The sequence below is a fragment of the Actinospineispora spinosispora DSM 44797 genome (genome assembly GCF_000429025.1).
Lineage (GTDB): Bacteria > Actinomycetota > Actinomycetes > Mycobacteriales > Pseudonocardiaceae > Pseudonocardia > Pseudonocardia spinosispora.
The window spans coordinates 612,950-629,176 of the sequence record NZ_KE386834.1 but is presented as its reverse complement, the minus strand read 5'-3'; the positions used below and the strand labels follow the sequence as shown (position 1 = coordinate 629,176).

Below are 16,227 nucleotides of genomic sequence, written 5' to 3'. Positions count from 1 at the left end.
GGCTTTCGCTCTACTGAATATCACCGGTAAAGTCACCGACGTGTCCGCATCCGCGCGCCTCTACTCCCTGGAGTCGCTGCACGCACTGAGAGGCTTTGTCGACCAGACCGCCGAGGCAATCAATGCCGGCCGGCTCCGCACCGGGGAAAGTATCGACCTCAACCAGATCGCGGACGAGCTGCACATTGCGCCGCACAATGTACGGCGCGCACTCGAGCCATTGACGAACGAAGGCCTGCTGTCGTTCAGCGAGCCGCACCGAGTCGTCGTAGCCCCGCCGGACCCACGTGAGCTCGACCGTGTGTACGAGCTTCGACGACTGATCCAACCAGGCTTGCTGGTGGCGGCGATCCCCGAGGCTCCGCTGGTCGGGCTGGACGCCGTCGGTGCCGTCACGGAGGGCTTCACCGTCGTCGACTGGCAGGCCGACGGAACGTACAGCACGATCATGGACTTCTTCTACGCTCTGGTGAAACCATATAACTCGCCGGCCGAGTTCACCCTCATCAGCGAGCTGGAACTGAAGTCGGAGCGATCCCTGCGCATCGGTTTCGATGAACTCAAACTGCGCTACCCCACCGATATGCAGACATTGTCGACACAGTATCTGGAATTGCTCGACGCGTGCCGCATGCGCAGTGCGGACGCCGTTCGTGATGCCGAGCTAGGCTACCTGGAGCTGTCCCAGGACATCTCCATGATGACCATCCCATCGGCCCACGTCATCTCACTGTGAGCTGTCCGGCCTGACGCGCCGCCGCCCGCCTGGCCCGATGGTTGGCGACGTTGGTGCGATTGCCGCACAGCCCCGGCATGCAGTACCGGCGCCGGCCGGGTCGAGTGGTGTCGATGAACGCACCCCGGCACGTGGACGCGCCGCACTGCCGGAAGCGCTGCTCGCCGAGCGTGTGCACCACACCGAGGACGCCGACACCGCAGACCAGCGCAAGTGCGTCCCGGATGGTCGCGCCGGAGTTCAGCCCCAGGGCCCAGCGGGTACGGCCCGCGTGTGCGGGGTCCGCTACGAGTGTGGCGCCGCACGCCACCGAGGTCAGCTCTCCCGCGCCCGCGATCAGGTTGTCGCGCTCGGGACGGTCGAGAAGGTCGCGCAGCGTGACACGAAGCGCCCACACCGCCCGCAGGTCCGCGGCTCGGGCACGGCGGGCCAGCTCGGGCAGCTCGGCGTCGGGCGCGTGGAGCTCGGCGAACGCGACGAGCGCGACGAGATCGGGCAGATGGTCGTCACCGTGCCAGACCTCGGCGGTGGTGTTGACCAGTTCGGTCGCGACACCCGCCGACCAGACGTAATCGTCCAATGGCACTTGCATCCCTTACCGACCTCTCACTACGCTCTCGGTTAAAAGCAACTTTAGCCCTTACAGCAAAGGTGCACATGCCAACCCTGGAGATCGACGCACTCGTGTTCGACGTGCTCGGAACGCTCGTCGACGAACCCGCCGGCGTCCGCGCCGGCATCCGTGACCTCGTGCCGTCGCTCGACGACGACGCCGTCGACGAGCTGCTCCGGCTGTGGCAACGTCACATCGGCAACGAGCAACAGCGCATCGTCGACGGCGCGCGCCCTTATCTCGACAGCGACGGTCTCGACCGCGAAGCCGCCAGGGTCGTCGCCGACACCGCCGGAGTCGGCGACCCGGGCGCGCTGGCCGGGGTGGGCCGACGACTGCCGCCCTGGCCGGACACCGTGTCCGGACTGGCCCGTCTCGCCGAGCACTTTCCCCTGATGAGCCTGTCCAACGCCAGCCGCGCCGCCCTGCTGAGGCTCGATGCCCACGCGGGCCTGCGCTGGCACCAGGTGCTGTCGGCACAGGACGTCCGGACCTACAAACCGGACCCGTCGGTGTACGAGCTCGCCGTCGAGGTGTCCGGGACGCGTCCGGACCGACTGCTGATGGTCGCCACGCACGCCTGGGACCTGCGCGCGGCACAGCAGGCGGGTTTGCGCACCGCCTACGTCGCCCGCCCGGTCGGGGACCCGCCCACGAGCTCCGATCAGTTCGACCTCCACGCCGACGGTCTCGCCGACCTCGCCGACCAGCTCGGCTGACGCCCCGGCTCAGGAACCCGGTTTCAGCACCTGCGCCGCGTCCGCCAGCGCCGCGAGGTGCGCATCCACATCGGCGTGCCCGGCGTCCATCGTGTTGACCGCGAGGTGTGTCGCACCCGCGCGTTCCCATTCACCCGCGAGCTCGGCCGCCCGGTCCAGGTTCCCCTTCCAGGGCACCTGACCTTCCATCCCGAGCGTGGTGGCGTCCCGGCCGGCCTCGGCCGCCGAGGCGGCGACGACGGCGCGTGCCTGGTCGAGCGCCTCGCCCGGTCGCACCATCGGGAACCAGCCGTCGGCGAGGCGACCGATCCGGCGATAGGCCCGCTCCGAGTTGCCGCCGAACCAGATCGGAATCCGGGTGCGCGGGGGCATCGGCGCCAGCCCCGCCCCGGTGATCCGGTCGAACCTCCCACCGAAGGTCACCGACCGCTCGGACCACAGCCGTCGCAGTAGCTCGACCTGCTCGTCCATCCGCCGCCCTCGCGTGCTGAAGTCCTGGCCGAGCGCCTCGTACTCCACCTGGTTCCAGCCCAGACCGACACCCAGCCGCAGACGGCCCTCACTCAGCAGGTCGATCTCGGCGGCCTGCTTGGCGACCAGCGCGGTCTGCCTCTGCGGCAGGATCAGAATCCCGGTGACCAGCTCCAGGTCGGTGACAGCGGCGAGGAACCCGAACATGACCAGCGGTTCGTGGAACGTCGTCGAGACGTCGTAGGGACCCGACCAGCCGGTGTACACGGCAGGGTCGGCGCCGACCACATGGTCGTAGGCGAGCACGTGCCGGAAGCCCAGCTCCTGGACACCCTGCCCGAACGCGCGCACGGCACCCGGGTCACCACCGAGCTCGGTCTGCGGAAACACGACCCCGACCCGCACCATGCCATCCCCACCTTCGATCGCCGCCAGTCCAGCCCCGAGCGAACATAGTGGGCCCACAACGGAACGGGCTATTTTGGGCGGGTGCCGACTGAGAGCCCCGAGCAGATCACGCCCGACGACAGGGACTGGACGTGGGTCCTGGACCGTCCCTGCCCCGAGTGCGGCCTGGACGTGCGGTCCGTCGGGTGCGAGGAGGTCGCGCAGCGGCTGCGTGCCAACTCCGCCCAGTGGCTGCCCGTGCTGCGCCGACGCGACGTGGCTCTGCGGCCCGACCCGGCGACCTGGTCGCCGCTGGAGTACGCCTGCCATGTCCGTGACGTGTTCCGTATCTACGACCGGCGGCTGCAGCTGATGCTGACCGAGCACGACCCGCTGTACCCGAACTGGGACCAGGACCGGACAGCGATCCAGGACCGCTACCACGAACAGGAGCCCTCGGTCGTCGCCACCGAGCTCACCGCGGCGGGACAGCGGCTCGCCCAGCGCTTCGACGCCGTGCGCGGCGAGGAGTGGTCACGCCCTGGCCGGCGCAGCGACGGGGCGAGCTTCACCGTCGACACCTTCTCCCGCTACCTGCTGCACGACCCCGTCCACCACCTGCACGACGTCACGAGCCGACCGGTGGCCAGCTGAGCAGCGCCGTGTCGGCGATCTCCTGGAGGTCGTCGCGGCCTACGCCGCTGGCCGCCTGAACGGCGATGCCGAACGCGACCGTCATGATGTAGCGGGCCAGCCGGTCGGCGTCGGCGTCGGCCGGTAGATCACCCTCGTCGACGGCCCGCCGGAACCGTTGCGCGAGGCGCCGGCCCGCGTCGTTGCGCCACTCGGTCAGCACGTCGCGTGCCGGACGGCCGGGCTCGCCCGCCGCCAGTGAGCCCTGGACGCCCAGACATCCGGGCGGACAGTCAGGACTGGTGGTGGTCCGGACCGAGCCGTCGAGGACCGCTCTTGCCACCGCCAGCGCGGTCGGCTCGTCGAGGGCGCGCACCCCGTACGACGCGGGCCCCTCGGTGTACAGCTCCAGCGCCCTGCGGAACAGCTGCTCCTTGTTGCCGAAGGCCGCGTACATGCTGGTCTTGGTAATGCCCATGGCGCCGGTCAGCGCGGTCAGGCTCGCGCCCTCGTAACCCTGCTCCCAGAAGACCAGCAGGGCGCGCCGCAGCGCCTCGTCGGCGTCGAACCCTCGCGGCCTGCCGATCGCGACCTTCTCCGGACCTGTCACTCCCCCAGCATAAACCCTTCCGTACCGATTGGTTCTGAAGTGCTACTGTCGCTTTCAGTACCGCTCGGTACTTAAGGATTGGGAGGACAACGTCATGGGTCAGCTCGAAGGCAGGACGGCGGTCGTGACCGGCGGCAGCAGCGGGATCGGACTGGCCACCGCCGTCCGCCTCGCCGCCGACGGCGCGCACGTGTTCATCACCGGCAGGCGCAAGGGAGAGCTGGACGAGGCGGTCGAGATCATCGGTTCGGCCACCGCGGTGGCGGGCGACATCTCGAACCCGGCGGACCTGGACCGGCTCTACGACGCGGTCCGTGCCAGGGGCAAGGGACTGGACGTGCTGTTCGCCAACGCCGCCTCTGCATCGTTCGCGACGCTGGAGGAGACCACCGAGGAGCACTTCGACCAGACCTTCGGCGTCAACGTACGCGGCACACTGTTCACCGTGCAGAAGGCGCTTCCGCTGCTCAACGAGGGCGCCTCGGTGATCCTGAACTCCTCGGTCCGCGCCGACGACGGCGTCGAGGCGTTCGGCGCGTACTCGGCGTCCAAGGCCGCGCTGCGCTCCTACGCCCGGACCTGGGCCAACGAGCTCAAGGGCCGAGGCATCCGGGTCAACGTGGTCTCTCCAGGCACGATCGACACCCCGGCGATCGCCGGCGTGGTCGGTGCGGAGAAGGCCGAGGCGATCAAGGCGGGCTTCGCGGCGAGGGTTCCGATCGGCCGGATGGGCACCTCGGCGGAGGTTGCGGCGGCCGTGGCCTTCCTCGCCTCGGACCAGAGTAGCTTCATCGTCGGTGCCAACCTCTATCTCGACGGCGGCGAGAAGCAACTCTGACGCACCGGTTCGCTCTCGCCAGAGCCGGTGGAACGGACCTCAGCCAGGTATGGTGCCCGATGGACATCCTTCGGAATGCGAAAGATAGGAAAAAGATTGCCTATGCCATCTGAACCGATCGACAGAAATCCGGACAAAGGTTACGTAGCGCTCCTGGGTTGGAGTTTGAACGCGGTTGAAGCGCTCGACCGATTCGATCGACGATATGTGGTGGTAGCCCCGGACTGGGCCGAGGAATACTGCCAGAAGCACGACATACCGTACATTCCGTGGAACTTCGAGCGGCTCAACGACCGATCCATGGAGATCGCCTCGAGCCTGCAGGAGCTGGGCGTCGACGTCGCCATCCCGCTCTACGAGGAGACGGTCGAGTGGGCCGGCGCGATCAACTCGGTGCTGATGGACAACCCGCGCCTGTTCGGCCAGGCGATGCTGCTGCGCGACAAGGCGCTGATGAAACGCCGCGCCCAGCTCGGCGGTATTCGAGTCGGCATCTTCGAGGAAGCCCACGACCGGGCCGACGTCATCCGTTTCCTGAAGCGCGTCAACCAGACGCTGTTGAAGCTCGACGGTGACCCCAACGACCCGATCCACCTCAAGGCCTTCGACAAGGCCGGCTGTCTCGGCCATCGGGTCATTCGTACTCCGGACGAGATCGACACGATCCCGGACGAAGAGTTCCCGGTATTGATGGAATCCCATCTCGACGGCTGGGAGTTCGCGGTCGAGGCGTGGGTATTCAACGGCAAGATCGCTTTTCTCAACATCTCCGAATACGTCACGCTCGGCTACTCGGTATTCGTACCGGCCACGCCGGAGCTGGAGAAGTACCGGGCACAGATCACGCAGCAGATCGAGAAGCTGATCAAGGCGTTCGAGATCGACTTCGGGTTCATCCATCCCGAGTACTTCGTCACCAGCGACGGTGAGATGTACTTCGGTGAGGTCGCTTACCGACCGCCGGGCTTCAAGGTGTTCGAGCTGCTCGAACGCGCCTACGGGTTCAATGCCTACCAGGCATTGGTGCTGGCCTTCGACCCGAAGACCACCGAGGAGGAGATCAAGGCCTTCTTCCCTCGCGAGGTCGTCGATGCCAGGGGCTACGCTGGCTGCTTCGGCGTGTACCCACGACGCCGGGTCGTACGCGAGCTGTCGATGCCGGAGGAGACGGAGGACCACGATTATTTCGAGTCCCACGAGCTCTCCGCTCCGCTGGAGGAGACGGTCACCAAACGAACCGCGTTCGGCACGCACTGGGGGTTGCTGTACTTCTTCGGTGACGACCCGTACCAGATGCGTGACCTCCTGAAACGTCAGGAGGAACTTGACTTCTACGTCTGATGAGACCTCCACTTCATGGTGAACCCGTTGAACACGACCAGCAGTGACACCGGCACCGACGATGCGGCGCTGACCAAGCGTCTGGCGGCGCTCGACGACGCCACGCGCGCGATGTCGGAGACCCGCGAGTTCGGCAAGCACCTCAAGCTGAGTCTGGTGCTCAACTCACTGCGCCGAGTTCTGCTGCAGCCGGGCGGCTGCGGGGCCATCCGGTCCCGCGCCGCCGCGCTGGAGGAGGCCGGTCTGTTCCTGGGGACCGACTGGGCCTCCCCGGAGATCCTGGTCCCCGCGCTGAGCGGCGCCGGTCTGCGCAGCGCGGAGTCCGACACCGTCGTGCTCGAAGCGGTGAGCGAGCTGCGCATGCTCGCCATCGCGATCGGCGAGTACGAGCATCCGAAGGTGTCCGCCGACGACGCGCACCAGTTCCTGTCGCAGGTCCTGGCGATGAACCTGCCGCTGCTGTTCACCCCGCCGAGCGAGGCGGAGCGCACGCAGCAGGGCAGGATGGCGCAGCTGACCCGTGACCTGTTCCACCATCTCAGCGAGAAGGTCGGCTACGAGAGCATCCTCGACCGGCTGGTCGAGGAGATCTGGCGGATCCTGCGGCAGCGGCCGATCCAGGTCGACCAGGTGCAGCACATGATCACCCAGATCGCCATCTACCGGGGCGATCCGGACGTCGACATGGGCTCGGCCGGTCAGGGCGTCGACCGCCTGACCAGCAGCCTGTTCGGTACGACCGACGCCTGTCGCGAGGACCCGGGCGTAGAGGTATACCGGTCGCGGCTGGAGGCGATGGACGCCAGCGCGCTGCAGTACGAGGCGGCCGGGTTCGCCAGGGCGATGCACGACACCGGCCTGGTGTCGCCCTACCACGCCCAGCTGCTCCGGTTCCTGCTGGAGGAGAGCGACTACCTGGTCGCCGAGGCGCTGGGCCTGTCCAGCACGGGCCGCGACTGCATGCTGCGCTACCACAAGCTGGTGCGCCGGCTGATCGACGAAGCCGTGCACCCGCATACCGCGCAGTGCATCTACGGTCTGGCGTTGCTGCTGGACCGGGGCATTCTCTACCAGCCGCCGGTCGAGCCTGCGCTGTGGCGGCAGATCGCGCTGCCGCTGTCCGAGCACGCCACGGAGCGGCTGACCCTGGCCTACGGAACCACGCCCGCGCCGGGCGCGCGCCTGCTCGCCGGGGTGCTGTCGATGCTGGGGCTGCCGCTCGGTGTCGGGCAGGGCGACAACCCCACGTGCCAGTCGGCGCGCGCGCTGTCGATGTGGGCCTACAACGACCCGGACTACCTGCTGGGGATGGTGGTCTCGGCCGCCCGCGACGACGAGATCACGATGCACTTCGAAGGGCAGCCGATCTCCTCACGCGACAGCCTCAGCGGCGTCGCGACGAGCCTGCCCACCGACCTCGACCCGGTGTCCCTGCTGGTGGTGCCGCACCTGGATCGCATCTACGCCGAGATGGGCCGGCGCTGCGCCGACCGTGCAGGCGACCCGCACCGCTGGGTCAACCCGGAGTTCCACGGCTGGTGGTCCGGTCGCGGGTTTCAGATCAACGTCGACGTCCCGACCGGCAACCTGGTCGACCTCGACGAGTTCCTGCGCCACTTCTACGCCAGCTACCACCCGTCCTACAACGGCGACCAGCCGCTGATCCACCCGCAGCCGGCCGGCATCGCGGTGACCGACAGCGCCGCGCGCTACGTGGGGTGGCACGCGATCACCATCCTGCGGGTCAACCTCGATCCGCAGGACGTGATCCGGGTGTACTTCTACAACCCCAACAACGACAGCGGGCAGGACTGGGGCGACGGGGTCGTGGTCAGCACCGCCGGCCACGGTGAGCGGTTCGGCGAGGGCTCACTGCCGTTCGAACAGTTCGCGTCGCGGCTGTACATCTACCACTTCGACCCGTTCGAGCGGGGCAACCCGGAGCGGGTGCCCACCGAGGACATCGACCGGGTCATCGGCTACATCCAGCGCAGCTGGGGCGCGGACCGCCTCCCGGCCGGGGACCTGCAGGCCGCCGAACCCACCGGCTAGCCCCGCGCGAAACCAGCTCGCACAGACCCAGTACACGCCGCACCGAGGCCGGGGCCTCTGTGCGGCGTAGAGAACCTCTGTGCGAGCTGCCCGACGCTAGCGGGGGTGGGCCAGCTCGTACATGAGGAGTGCGAGCTGGGTGCGGTTCTCCAGGTTGAGCTTGGCCATCGCCCGGGAGATGTGGGTCTTGACGGTGCTCACTCCGAGGTGGAGTTCGTTGGCGATGCGCGCGTTGCTGTGGCCCTGGGCGACGGCCGAGGCGACCGCCTTCTCCTGCGCGGTGAGGCAGCCGAGCCGCTGCGTTGCCCGGTCGGAGCGCTCGTCGGTGGCCTGCTCCGGCTGTGCGCTGACCAGCTCGATGAGCCGGCGGGCGACGCTCGGCGCGAGCGCCGGATGCCCCGCGTGGACCTCGCGGAGGGCCGCCTCGATGGCTTCCGGTGGGGAGTCCTTGACCAGGTAGCCCGCCGCGCCCGCGCCCAACGCCGCCCGGATGTCCTCCGGCGCCTCGAAGGTCGTCAGCACCAGCACCTCGGGCGCGTCCGGAGCGGCCCGCAGCGCACGGGTCGCCGCGACACCGTCGATGCGGCGCATCCGCAGGTCCATCAGCACCACGTCCGGCGCGTCCCGGCTCACCGCGGCGGGCACGGCGTCGCCGTCGTCCGCCTCGCCGACCATGTCGATGTCCTCGGTCTCGGCGAGCATCCGCCGCAGTGCCGAGCGGACCAGCGGGTCGTCGTCGACGATCAGTACCCGGATCGGACCTTCCACCGCGCCGCTCACCTGGGCCAGGGTATCTCCACCTCGATCTCGAACCGCGAGGGCGATCCATCGGGGGTCGGCCCGCAGCGCAGGACGCTGCCGCCGGCCAGCGCGACCCGCTCGCGAACCCCGATCAGACCGCTGCGGGTGCCGGGCCCCGGTGTCGCCGGGCCGCCCTCGGGAAGCGGGTTGCCGACCGTCAGCGTCGCCGGTGATCCGGGCCTCGCTACGAGGCTCCACTCGACCGGCAACCCGGGCGCGTGTTTGACGGCGTTGGTGAGTGCCTCCTGCGACACCCGGTACAGCGTGCGGCCGCACAGCGCACTCATGCGTTCCGGCTGGTCCACCTCGTAGCGGGCGTTGATGACCACCCCGGCGTCACGCATCGAGTCCAGCAACGGCTCGAGGTCGGCCACCGAGGGTTGCGGGCGAAACCGGTCCCCCGCCGCGTCCGGCATGGCCGGGTCGCGCAGCACACCCAGGATGTCCCGCAGGTCGCCCAGCGCGTCGTGCGCCGCCGAACGGATCGCATCCAGCCCGTCGCGCAGCTCGTCAGCCTCCAGCGCACGCCGATGGGTGAGCGAACCCGCCTGCATCGACAGCTGAGAGATGCGCTGGGCCAGCACGTCGTGCATCTCCCTGGCGATCTTCGCGCGCTCGGCGTGCCGCGCCGCGAGGACGCCGGAGACCGCCGCCGCCTCGGCCCGTTCGGCCCGCTGCGCCATGGATTCCGCCAGTTCGGCGCGGATCCGCAGCATGGCGCCACCGGCGAGCATCGCGCCGGTGACACCGGCGGCGACCAGCACCGTGCGTACCAGCTCCAGCCCGGAGAAGTCCTCGGCGCGCAGGACGTACTGCACCGGAACCGCGGCGGCGCAGGCAACGGCGATCCGCGCCGCCACGGTCCCGGGCAACCGGACGCCGACCAGGAACGTGGCCAGCAGCGCGGTCCCCCCTGCCGGGTTGGCCACCGCGGTGAGCAGCGCGATGGCGCAGGACAGCGGTACCGGGCTCCGTCGATGGACGAACACCATCGCGGCCGCCAGAACTCCCCCGCCCGCGTCGACGGCTCGCCACCAGCCGGTCTCCGGAACCCACACCGGGTGCGCCAAGAACATCGCCACCACGAACACCATGGCCACCACGCCCGCCGCGACGTCCAGCACGCGCGGCGAGGCGCTGGTCCATGGTGAGGGCGGCACAGCGGGACGCTATCGCGTGGCCCCCTCGCCGGCGACAGCCTTAGGCCTCGACGAAAGTGCCATGGCCCCGCTGCACGCTACGACCGTTCTCCGGCGGCCCGGATGAGCTGTTCCGCCGAGTCGACGGGAACGCTACTTGCCGGTGGGGATACCGACGATCGTTCCGTTGCCCGCCGTGTTGCCCCCGGCCGCATTGCCGGCGGCGGCGTTGCCGCCGGCCGCGTCACCGCTCGGCGGGGCGACGTTCGCCGCGCCGTTACCGCCGCCGGACGCGGGAGGAGGCGGCTGCGGGTCGGCGGGGGACGGGATCTGCACGGAGACCGGTGGGAGCACCGAGCTCGACGTGTCCGCCGGCGGGGCGACCGGTGCCGGCTGGGCCACCGCGGCCGGGACCTGCGGCTGCGTCGGGGTCTGGGGTTGGACCGCGGACTGCTGGGCGGCCGGGGTCACGCTCTGCGGCCTCGGTAGCGGCATGGGCGGAGGCGCCTGCTGCGCTGCCTGCTGGCTCGCCGCGACCGCGGCGCTCACGATCTTGCCAACGGCCGAGAAGATGTTCCCGAGCAACCCGTCCAGCCAGCTGAGGTCCGTGCTGGTCGGCGGAGCCGAGGCGGTGGGCCCGGAACCGGAGCCACCGCTGTTCCCGCCATGGGGCTTCGAGCCGCCGATGAGCTCGGTCAGCCAGTCGGGGAACTCCGACGAGGAGTCCGAGTCGCTCGAGGCCGGAGCGTCGGAGATCACGCCACCGCTCGCCGAGCTACCGCCGGAGGAGCTGGTACCGGGCTGACCCGGGGCGGACGGCCCGCCGCAGGACGGGTCCGACGCGAGACAACCGTCGGGCGACACGGCGTCGCCCCCACCCGGCTGGGCCAGCACCCGGACGTCGGCGACGGTACGCACAACCGGGTCGGACGGGACGACCAGCGGCGAGGACAGCGCGGCGGTGAGCAGGACCAGAGACAGGCCACCTGCCCAGGAGCGCGAGGGCACTCGCGTGCAGTGTCGCCGATCTGCTGTCCCGGACCCCATTACGAACCCCTCCCGTCACCGACCCCATCAAGGTATTCGTCCCGGTAGCCGCAGACGTTAGCCGCAGCCACACCGTTCACGGAAACTTTTTGCGGAATCAACCTTTGGTTCGCGGCTGACCGAATGGGTCAGGCGATCGGTCGGCGACCGACTATCGAGGCGCCGTCGATCGCCACCCCCGCCTGGTCGGCCACCACTCCGGGCGCGGGGCCGGGGGTGGTGCGGATCGGTGTGCGGTTGTTCGCCCGGAAGACGACGGTCTGGGTGCCGTCGGTCGTGGCGTAGACCAGACCGTGCCAGACGGCGGTGACGAGCGGGGCAGGTTTGTTGCTGGTGTTGTAGTCGGGCATCGCCCACAGCTGCTGGCCGGTGGTGGCGTCGAACCCGGCGGCCGCCCTGTCCTCCGGGTGCTCGGCGGGTGTGTAGCAGACCGACACCGAGGTCCCGTCGTACCGGCAGCTGCTCGTGGGGGCCGGCGGGACGGTCAGCTTCGTCGAGAGCGCCCCGGTCTCCCCGTTGAGCAGCTGGAACGTGTTGCGATCCGGTCCGGTCGCCAGCTGCCCGATCGCCGCGACCAGCGTCGGGCCGGCCGAGGCGACGTGCAGACCGTAACCCCGCAGCTGCCGCCACCGCTCGTGGCCGTCGGCGAGATCGAGTCCGGCGACGTGCACCGAGGCACCCAGGGCCGAGTCCGGCGCGACACCGACCGCGGTCTGCCCGACGAGCGCCCCGACCGCGAAGTTGTCCCTGGTCCACAGCGTCTGCCCGGAGGTGCTGTCGACCGCGAGCGCGGCATGCGCGAGGCCGTCGGTGACCCCGAGCAGGACCGTGCCACCCTCGGCCCCGATCGCGGTGACCGACAGGGTCGAGGTCGCCGCGGACGCCCAGCCGGGCAGCCGCACGAGAACCGTGGTCGAGGTGTGGGTGTCAGCCCGGATGCTGGCCAGCTCCACCACGTTGCCGGTCGGCGGGCCGTCGTCGCGCTCGTCGTCCGGCTGTGACGCGGTCGCGTCGGTGCTCGGCGAGACCGCGACCTCGCCCGCGCTCGGCGGCAGGGCCGAGGCCGTCCCGCCGAACAGCGGTGGATTGGCCCCGGGAGTCGGCGGCACGCTGGTCGGCGGAGTACTGGTCGGCGGGGCGCTCGCCTCCGGGGTGCTCGTCGGCGGGGTGCTCGTCGGAGCCGAGGCGATCAGGTCGGGTGCCGCGACGGTGACCAGGAACGGCCACACCACCACACGCGAACCGTTGATCGTGGCCGCCACCGGTGCCCCACCGACCGGTCCGCCCGCCAGGTACGGCGGATTGCTCGGGCGGACGGTGTCGAGGGTCTGGCCACTGCCCGCCGCCACGATCTGCACGCTGTCGGGCGTGCCGATGAATGCGGTGTTCTGTTCCAGCACCGCGGGCAGCTGCCGTTGGTACGCGGTGGCGCCCTTGGGGACGGCCGGCGCCGGCGCGAGCGGCACCCCGGGCCCGAACGCGACCGGCGGGATGCTCGGCCGGTCGCCGTCGCCGGAACAGGCGGTCAGGACCGATGCGGCGAGGAGTGCGACCAACACGGTGGACCAGCGCAGCTGCCGCACGAGCACCCTCCCTAGTACCGGCCGTCGGCCGAGAGCGCGAACTATAGGGCAGGGGTATTACCAGGCCACTCATCGCGTCATATGGGTGTCCCCTATATCGGTGATCGCGGTTTGATCGACATCAGCACCGGGTAAGACATGCTTGTCGCCCGGTCACCGACGATCGGGCGGCCTTTCGGGATGTGAAGGGTGGCGGCGGATGACTCCCCTGTCCTTGGTCGACGAGAAGTCCTCCACCATCACGCCCTCGTTCAGGGCCGGTTCCGGGTCACCTGTCGTGTTGCTGCACGGGATCACGATGTCCTGGCGCGCCTGGAAGCCCGTGCTGCCGTTCCTGACCGGCCGCCACGACGTCTTCGCACCCACTCTCGCGGGTCACCGGGGCGGCCCTGACCTGCCGTCCGACGCGCCGCCCGGGGTGACCTCGGTGGTCGACACGCTGTGCGACCAGCTCGACGAGGCCGGAATCGAGTCGGCGCACCTGGTCGGGAACTCACTCGGCGGCTGGGTCGCGCTGGAGCTCGCGCGGCGCGGCCGCGCCCGGTCGGTCATCGGGCTGTCCCCCGCCGGCACGTGGCGTGCGCGACGCGACCTGGTGCGGCTGATCTGGATGTTCCGGGCCGGCCACATGGCGATCGGCAGCCCGCACCTGAGCTGGATGGCGCGCAACCCGCTGCTGCGCGGGATGGCGCTGAGCCAGATGATCGCGCACCCGGGGCGCGTCCCCGAGGACGAGGTCGCCGAGCTGCTCGCCGACTTCGAGAACTGTGCACTGTTCGCCGCGCTGCTCGACGGCACCGCCGCGCTGCACCACCTGGCCGAGTTCGACGTCGCGCTGTGCCCGGTGAAGATCGCCTGGGGCCAGAAGGACCGCCTGATCCCGTACAACCGCTACGGCAGGCCGATGCGGGAGACGGTGCGCGGCGCCGAGTTCACCATGCTGCCCGGCGTCGGTCACGTGCCCATGTACGACGACCCGAGGCTGGTCGCGCGCACCATCCTGGAGACCACCACCTCGGTGGACGCGGCCTACCAGGTACCGGAGCGACCGACCTCGCGCCGCCGTTCCGCGTAGCCGCTTACCTCCCGGGTAATCGCACCCGGCGGCCGGCGCCCCTACCGTCGGGATCCTCGGATCTCGACGGAAGAGGCGATACATGAGTGACCTGGCCGGCACAGTGACGATCGTGACCGGCGGGACGAGCGGTCTCGGCGCGGAGACCGCCGCGCTGTTCGCGCGCCGGGGCGTGACCGTGGTGATCGCCGGTCGTCGCCAGGAGGAGGGCGAGCGGACCGCGGCACGGCTCGGCCCTTCGGTGCACTTCCACCGCACCGACGTGGCGCGCGAGACCCAGGTGCGTGAGCTCGTCGAGTCCACCCACGACCGGTTCGGCAGGCTCGACTGCCTGGTCAACAACGCCGGTGGCGGTGGAACACCCGGCCCGGTCGGCGAGCTCGACCTCGATGCGTTCGCCGAGACCCTCGCGGTGCACGTGCTCGGCATGGCGGCGGGCATCAAGTACGCGGCGGCACCGATGCTCGCCCAGGGCAGCGGCAGCATCGTCAACGTGGCCAGCGTGGGTGGCAGCGTCGCCGGGTGGACGCCGATGGACTACTCGGTCGCCAAAGCCGGTGTGCTGCAGCTGACCCGGTGCGCGGCCGTCGAACTCGGCGAACGCGGGATCCGGGTGAACAGCGTCTCACCCGGCCCGATCCCGACCGGCATCCAGCTCAAACTGCCGGGCACGGATCCCGCGCTCGCCGAGCGCGCCGCCGCGTCGCTGGTGCCGCTGTTCGCGGCGGGGTTGCGGCCCTGGCAGGCCATCCCCCGGGTCGGGGACCCAGCCGATGTCGCGGCGACGATCGCCTGGCTCGGCGGCCCTGACTCGAGCTTCGTCACCGGCCAGGACATCGCCGTCGACGGCGGTATCCGTGCCGGCCGACCGGCTTCGGTGTCGGTGGCGGACTACGCCGCACTGACCACACTGACCGACCAGCTAGCCGAGCACGTCGTGGGTTCCGAGCGCGCGTAGCAGAGTACGGAGCTTCGCGTCGGTCTCGGCCAGCTCGGCCTCCGGATCCGAGCCCCGGACGACGCCGGCTCCGGCGAACAGCCGCAGGGTGCGGTCGTAGGCCTCGGCGCTGCGGATCGTCACGACCCACTCACCGTCGCCGCTCGCGGCGGACCAGCCGACCAGCCCGCTGTAGTAACCGCGGTCGACCCGTTCCAGGTCGGCGATCGCGCTGCGGGCCTCGTCCAGCGGGACGCCACACACCGCCGGCGTCGGGTGCAGCGCCTCGGCCAGGGTCAGCGCGGACACCGAGGGGTCGACCAGCCTGCCGGTGATCCGGCTGGACAGGTGCCACATCGTGGCGGTGCCGATGACCGACGGCGCCGCCGGGACGTCGACGTCCACGCAGTACCGCCGCAGCACGTCCGCGACCTGCTCGGCGACGAACGCGTGTTCCCGCAGGTCCTTCTCGGAGCGGATCAGCGCCTGTGCGCGCTGGGTGTCCTGGGCTGAGTTCTTCGCCCGGGGCGACGATCCGGCCAGCGGGTTGCTGACCACGAGGTCGCCCCGCCGGGAGACCAGCAGCTCGGGGCTCGCCCCGAACAGGGTCCGGGTCGCGCTGTCGCCGGGCGCCGAGACGTCCACCGCGAACGCGTGCGCGGCGGGGTCGGCGCACGCCAGCCGCTCCAGCACCCGGGGCAGGTCGACCGGCCTGCTGCCGGTCAGCTCGACGCACCGGGCGAGCACGACCTTGCGCAGCGGCCCTTCCTCGATCAGCTCCAACGCCCGTTCCACCGCGGCGGTGTAGTCCCGCATCTCCGGGTGGTGGCGCACGCTCCAGCTGTCCGGGGCCGGCAGCTTCGCGTCGGGCCCGAGTGTGTCGGAGGGGCCCTGCCCGGCGATCGATACGGCTCTGCGCACCACCGACGGCACGACCAGGCTGCTCGCCGCGTCCGGACCGAAGCCGATCGCGCCGACCAGGATCGGGTCCGGGTGGCCCGCCTCGGCCGCGTCCCCGAGCGCTTCGGCCGCGGCGGAGGCACGGGAGCCCCGGTCGGAGGCGACCACCGCGTGCACCCCGTCGGCGAGGAGGCTCCCGCGCGGTGACGAGTAGAGGAACGAGCCTGGCAGGTAGGCCCTGAGCAGATCCGAGGGACTGTGTTGGGGCCGTGGCCTGAGCAAGGCCGATGCGGACACGAGTTCTCCTCACGGATTAGTTAGGTAAGGCATACCTACTTCAACACT

General features: G+C 70.3%; 16 protein-coding genes. 8 read left to right on the top strand and 8 right to left on the bottom strand.

Annotated elements, in window-relative coordinates; all coding sequences use genetic code 11:
* The first annotated feature begins 40 nt into the window (after positions 1-40).
* Positions 41-736: a GntR family transcriptional regulator gene (locus G406_RS0132270; protein ID WP_028937002.1), complete on the top strand. Its 696-nt coding sequence runs from the start codon at positions 41-43 to the stop codon at positions 734-736.
* Here the strand turns inward: G406_RS0132270 and G406_RS0132265 are convergent.
* On the bottom strand, positions 723-1,322 hold the full coding sequence (locus G406_RS0132265; protein WP_037079493.1) for a CGNR zinc finger domain-containing protein: 600 nt from the start codon (positions 1,320-1,322) through the stop codon (positions 723-725). The genes G406_RS0132270 and G406_RS0132265 overlap by 14 nt on opposite strands.
* Before the next feature lie 71 nt (positions 1,323-1,393).
* Here G406_RS0132265 and G406_RS0132260 point away from each other — a divergent pair, with 71 nt between their 5' ends.
* Complete coding sequence (locus G406_RS0132260) at positions 1,394-2,068, top strand: haloacid dehalogenase type II (RefSeq protein WP_028937000.1); 675 nt, start codon at positions 1,394-1,396, stop codon at positions 2,066-2,068.
* 9 nt (positions 2,069-2,077) lie between these two features.
* Here the strand turns inward: G406_RS0132260 and G406_RS51275 are convergent, their stop codons facing one another.
* The gene (locus tag G406_RS51275; protein ID WP_211241334.1) at positions 2,078-2,947 is read right to left on the bottom strand and encodes an LLM class F420-dependent oxidoreductase; all 870 of its coding nucleotides are present in this window, start codon (positions 2,945-2,947) and stop codon (positions 2,078-2,080) included.
* Between the two features lie 81 nt (positions 2,948-3,028).
* Here G406_RS51275 and G406_RS0132250 point away from each other — a divergent pair, with 81 nt between their 5' ends.
* Positions 3,029-3,580 (top strand): DinB family protein, encoded by a 552-nt coding sequence (locus tag G406_RS0132250; RefSeq protein WP_028936999.1) that lies wholly within the window; start codon positions 3,029-3,031, stop codon positions 3,578-3,580.
* Here G406_RS0132250 and G406_RS0132245 read toward each other — a convergent pair.
* Positions 3,555-4,169 (bottom strand): TetR/AcrR family transcriptional regulator, encoded by a 615-nt coding sequence (locus G406_RS0132245; protein ID WP_028936998.1) that lies wholly within the window; start codon positions 4,167-4,169, stop codon positions 3,555-3,557. The two genes, G406_RS0132250 and G406_RS0132245, sit on opposite strands and share 26 nt — an antisense overlap.
* 94 nt (positions 4,170-4,263) lie before the next feature.
* On the opposite strand from G406_RS0132245, the gene G406_RS0132240 reads away from it, so the two are divergent.
* From G406_RS0132240 to G406_RS0132230, 3 genes are all read left to right on the top strand, one after another.
* Positions 4,264-5,007, top strand: a complete 744-nt coding sequence (locus G406_RS0132240) for an SDR family NAD(P)-dependent oxidoreductase (RefSeq protein ID WP_028936997.1) — start codon at positions 4,264-4,266, stop codon at positions 5,005-5,007.
* A 96-nt stretch (positions 5,008-5,103) separates the two neighbouring features.
* Positions 5,104-6,348 carry an ATP-grasp domain-containing protein gene (locus G406_RS0132235; protein ID WP_028936996.1) on the top strand — a complete coding sequence of 415 codons (1,245 nt, stop codon included), beginning with the start codon at positions 5,104-5,106 and terminating at the stop codon, positions 6,346-6,348.
* A 15-nt stretch (positions 6,349-6,363) separates the two neighbouring features.
* The gene (locus tag G406_RS0132230) at positions 6,364-8,400 is read left to right on the top strand and encodes a hypothetical protein (protein WP_051342968.1); all 2,037 of its coding nucleotides are present in this window, start codon (positions 6,364-6,366) and stop codon (positions 8,398-8,400) included.
* A gap of 96 nt (positions 8,401-8,496) precedes the next feature.
* Here G406_RS0132230 and G406_RS0132225 read toward each other — a convergent pair whose 3' ends face one another.
* From G406_RS0132225 to G406_RS0132210, 4 genes are all read right to left on the bottom strand, one after another.
* Entirely contained in the window at positions 8,497-9,180 is a 684-nt protein-coding gene (locus G406_RS0132225; RefSeq protein WP_245607286.1) for a response regulator transcription factor, read from the bottom strand.
* Complete coding sequence (locus G406_RS56260) at positions 9,177-10,361, bottom strand: sensor histidine kinase (protein ID WP_156935263.1); 1,185 nt, start codon at positions 10,359-10,361, stop codon at positions 9,177-9,179. Before G406_RS56260 ends, G406_RS0132225 begins: the two co-directional genes overlap by 4 nt.
* A 132-nt stretch (positions 10,362-10,493) precedes the next feature.
* Entirely contained in the window at positions 10,494-11,348 is an 855-nt protein-coding gene (locus G406_RS0132215; protein WP_028936994.1) for a hypothetical protein, read from the bottom strand.
* Positions 11,349-11,515: 167 nt separating this feature from the next.
* Positions 11,516-12,970, bottom strand: a complete 1,455-nt coding sequence (locus G406_RS0132210; protein WP_156935262.1) for a hypothetical protein — start codon at positions 12,968-12,970, stop codon at positions 11,516-11,518.
* 199 nt (positions 12,971-13,169) lie between these two features.
* Here G406_RS0132210 and G406_RS51265 point away from each other — a divergent pair, with 199 nt between their 5' ends.
* Both G406_RS51265 and G406_RS0132200 read left to right on the top strand, forming a co-directional pair.
* Positions 13,170-14,045: an alpha/beta fold hydrolase gene (locus G406_RS51265; RefSeq protein WP_064743106.1), complete on the top strand. Its 876-nt coding sequence runs from the start codon at positions 13,170-13,172 to the stop codon at positions 14,043-14,045.
* Between the two features lie 82 nt (positions 14,046-14,127).
* Positions 14,128-15,003, top strand: coding sequence for an SDR family NAD(P)-dependent oxidoreductase (locus G406_RS0132200; protein ID WP_028936992.1), 876 nt, complete (start codon positions 14,128-14,130; stop codon positions 15,001-15,003).
* On the opposite strand, the gene G406_RS0132195 is transcribed toward G406_RS0132200, so the two are convergent.
* Positions 14,968-16,179 (bottom strand): isochorismate synthase, encoded by a 1,212-nt coding sequence (locus G406_RS0132195; RefSeq protein ID WP_028936991.1) that lies wholly within the window; start codon positions 16,177-16,179, stop codon positions 14,968-14,970. The genes G406_RS0132200 and G406_RS0132195 overlap by 36 nt on opposite strands.
* Positions 16,180-16,227: the final 48 nt, after the last annotated feature.

Bases quoted from the DNA above. Each gene is read 5' to 3' on its own strand.
- G406_RS0132260 (WP_028937000.1), top strand. From the start codon at position 1,394: ATGCCAACCCTGGAGATCGACGCACTCGTGTTCGACGTGCTCGGAACG.
- G406_RS51275 (WP_211241334.1), bottom strand. From the start codon at position 2,947: ATGGTGCGGGTCGGGGTCGTGTTTCCGCAGACCGAGCTCGGTGGTGAC.
- G406_RS0132240 (WP_028936997.1), top strand. From the start codon at position 4,264: ATGGGTCAGCTCGAAGGCAGGACGGCGGTCGTGACCGGCGGCAGCAGC.
- G406_RS0132230 (WP_051342968.1), top strand. From the start codon at position 6,364: ATGGTGAACCCGTTGAACACGACCAGCAGTGACACCGGCACCGACGAT.
- G406_RS51265 (WP_064743106.1), top strand. From the start codon at position 13,170: ATGACTCCCCTGTCCTTGGTCGACGAGAAGTCCTCCACCATCACGCCC.
- G406_RS0132200 (WP_028936992.1), top strand. From the start codon at position 14,128: ATGAGTGACCTGGCCGGCACAGTGACGATCGTGACCGGCGGGACGAGC.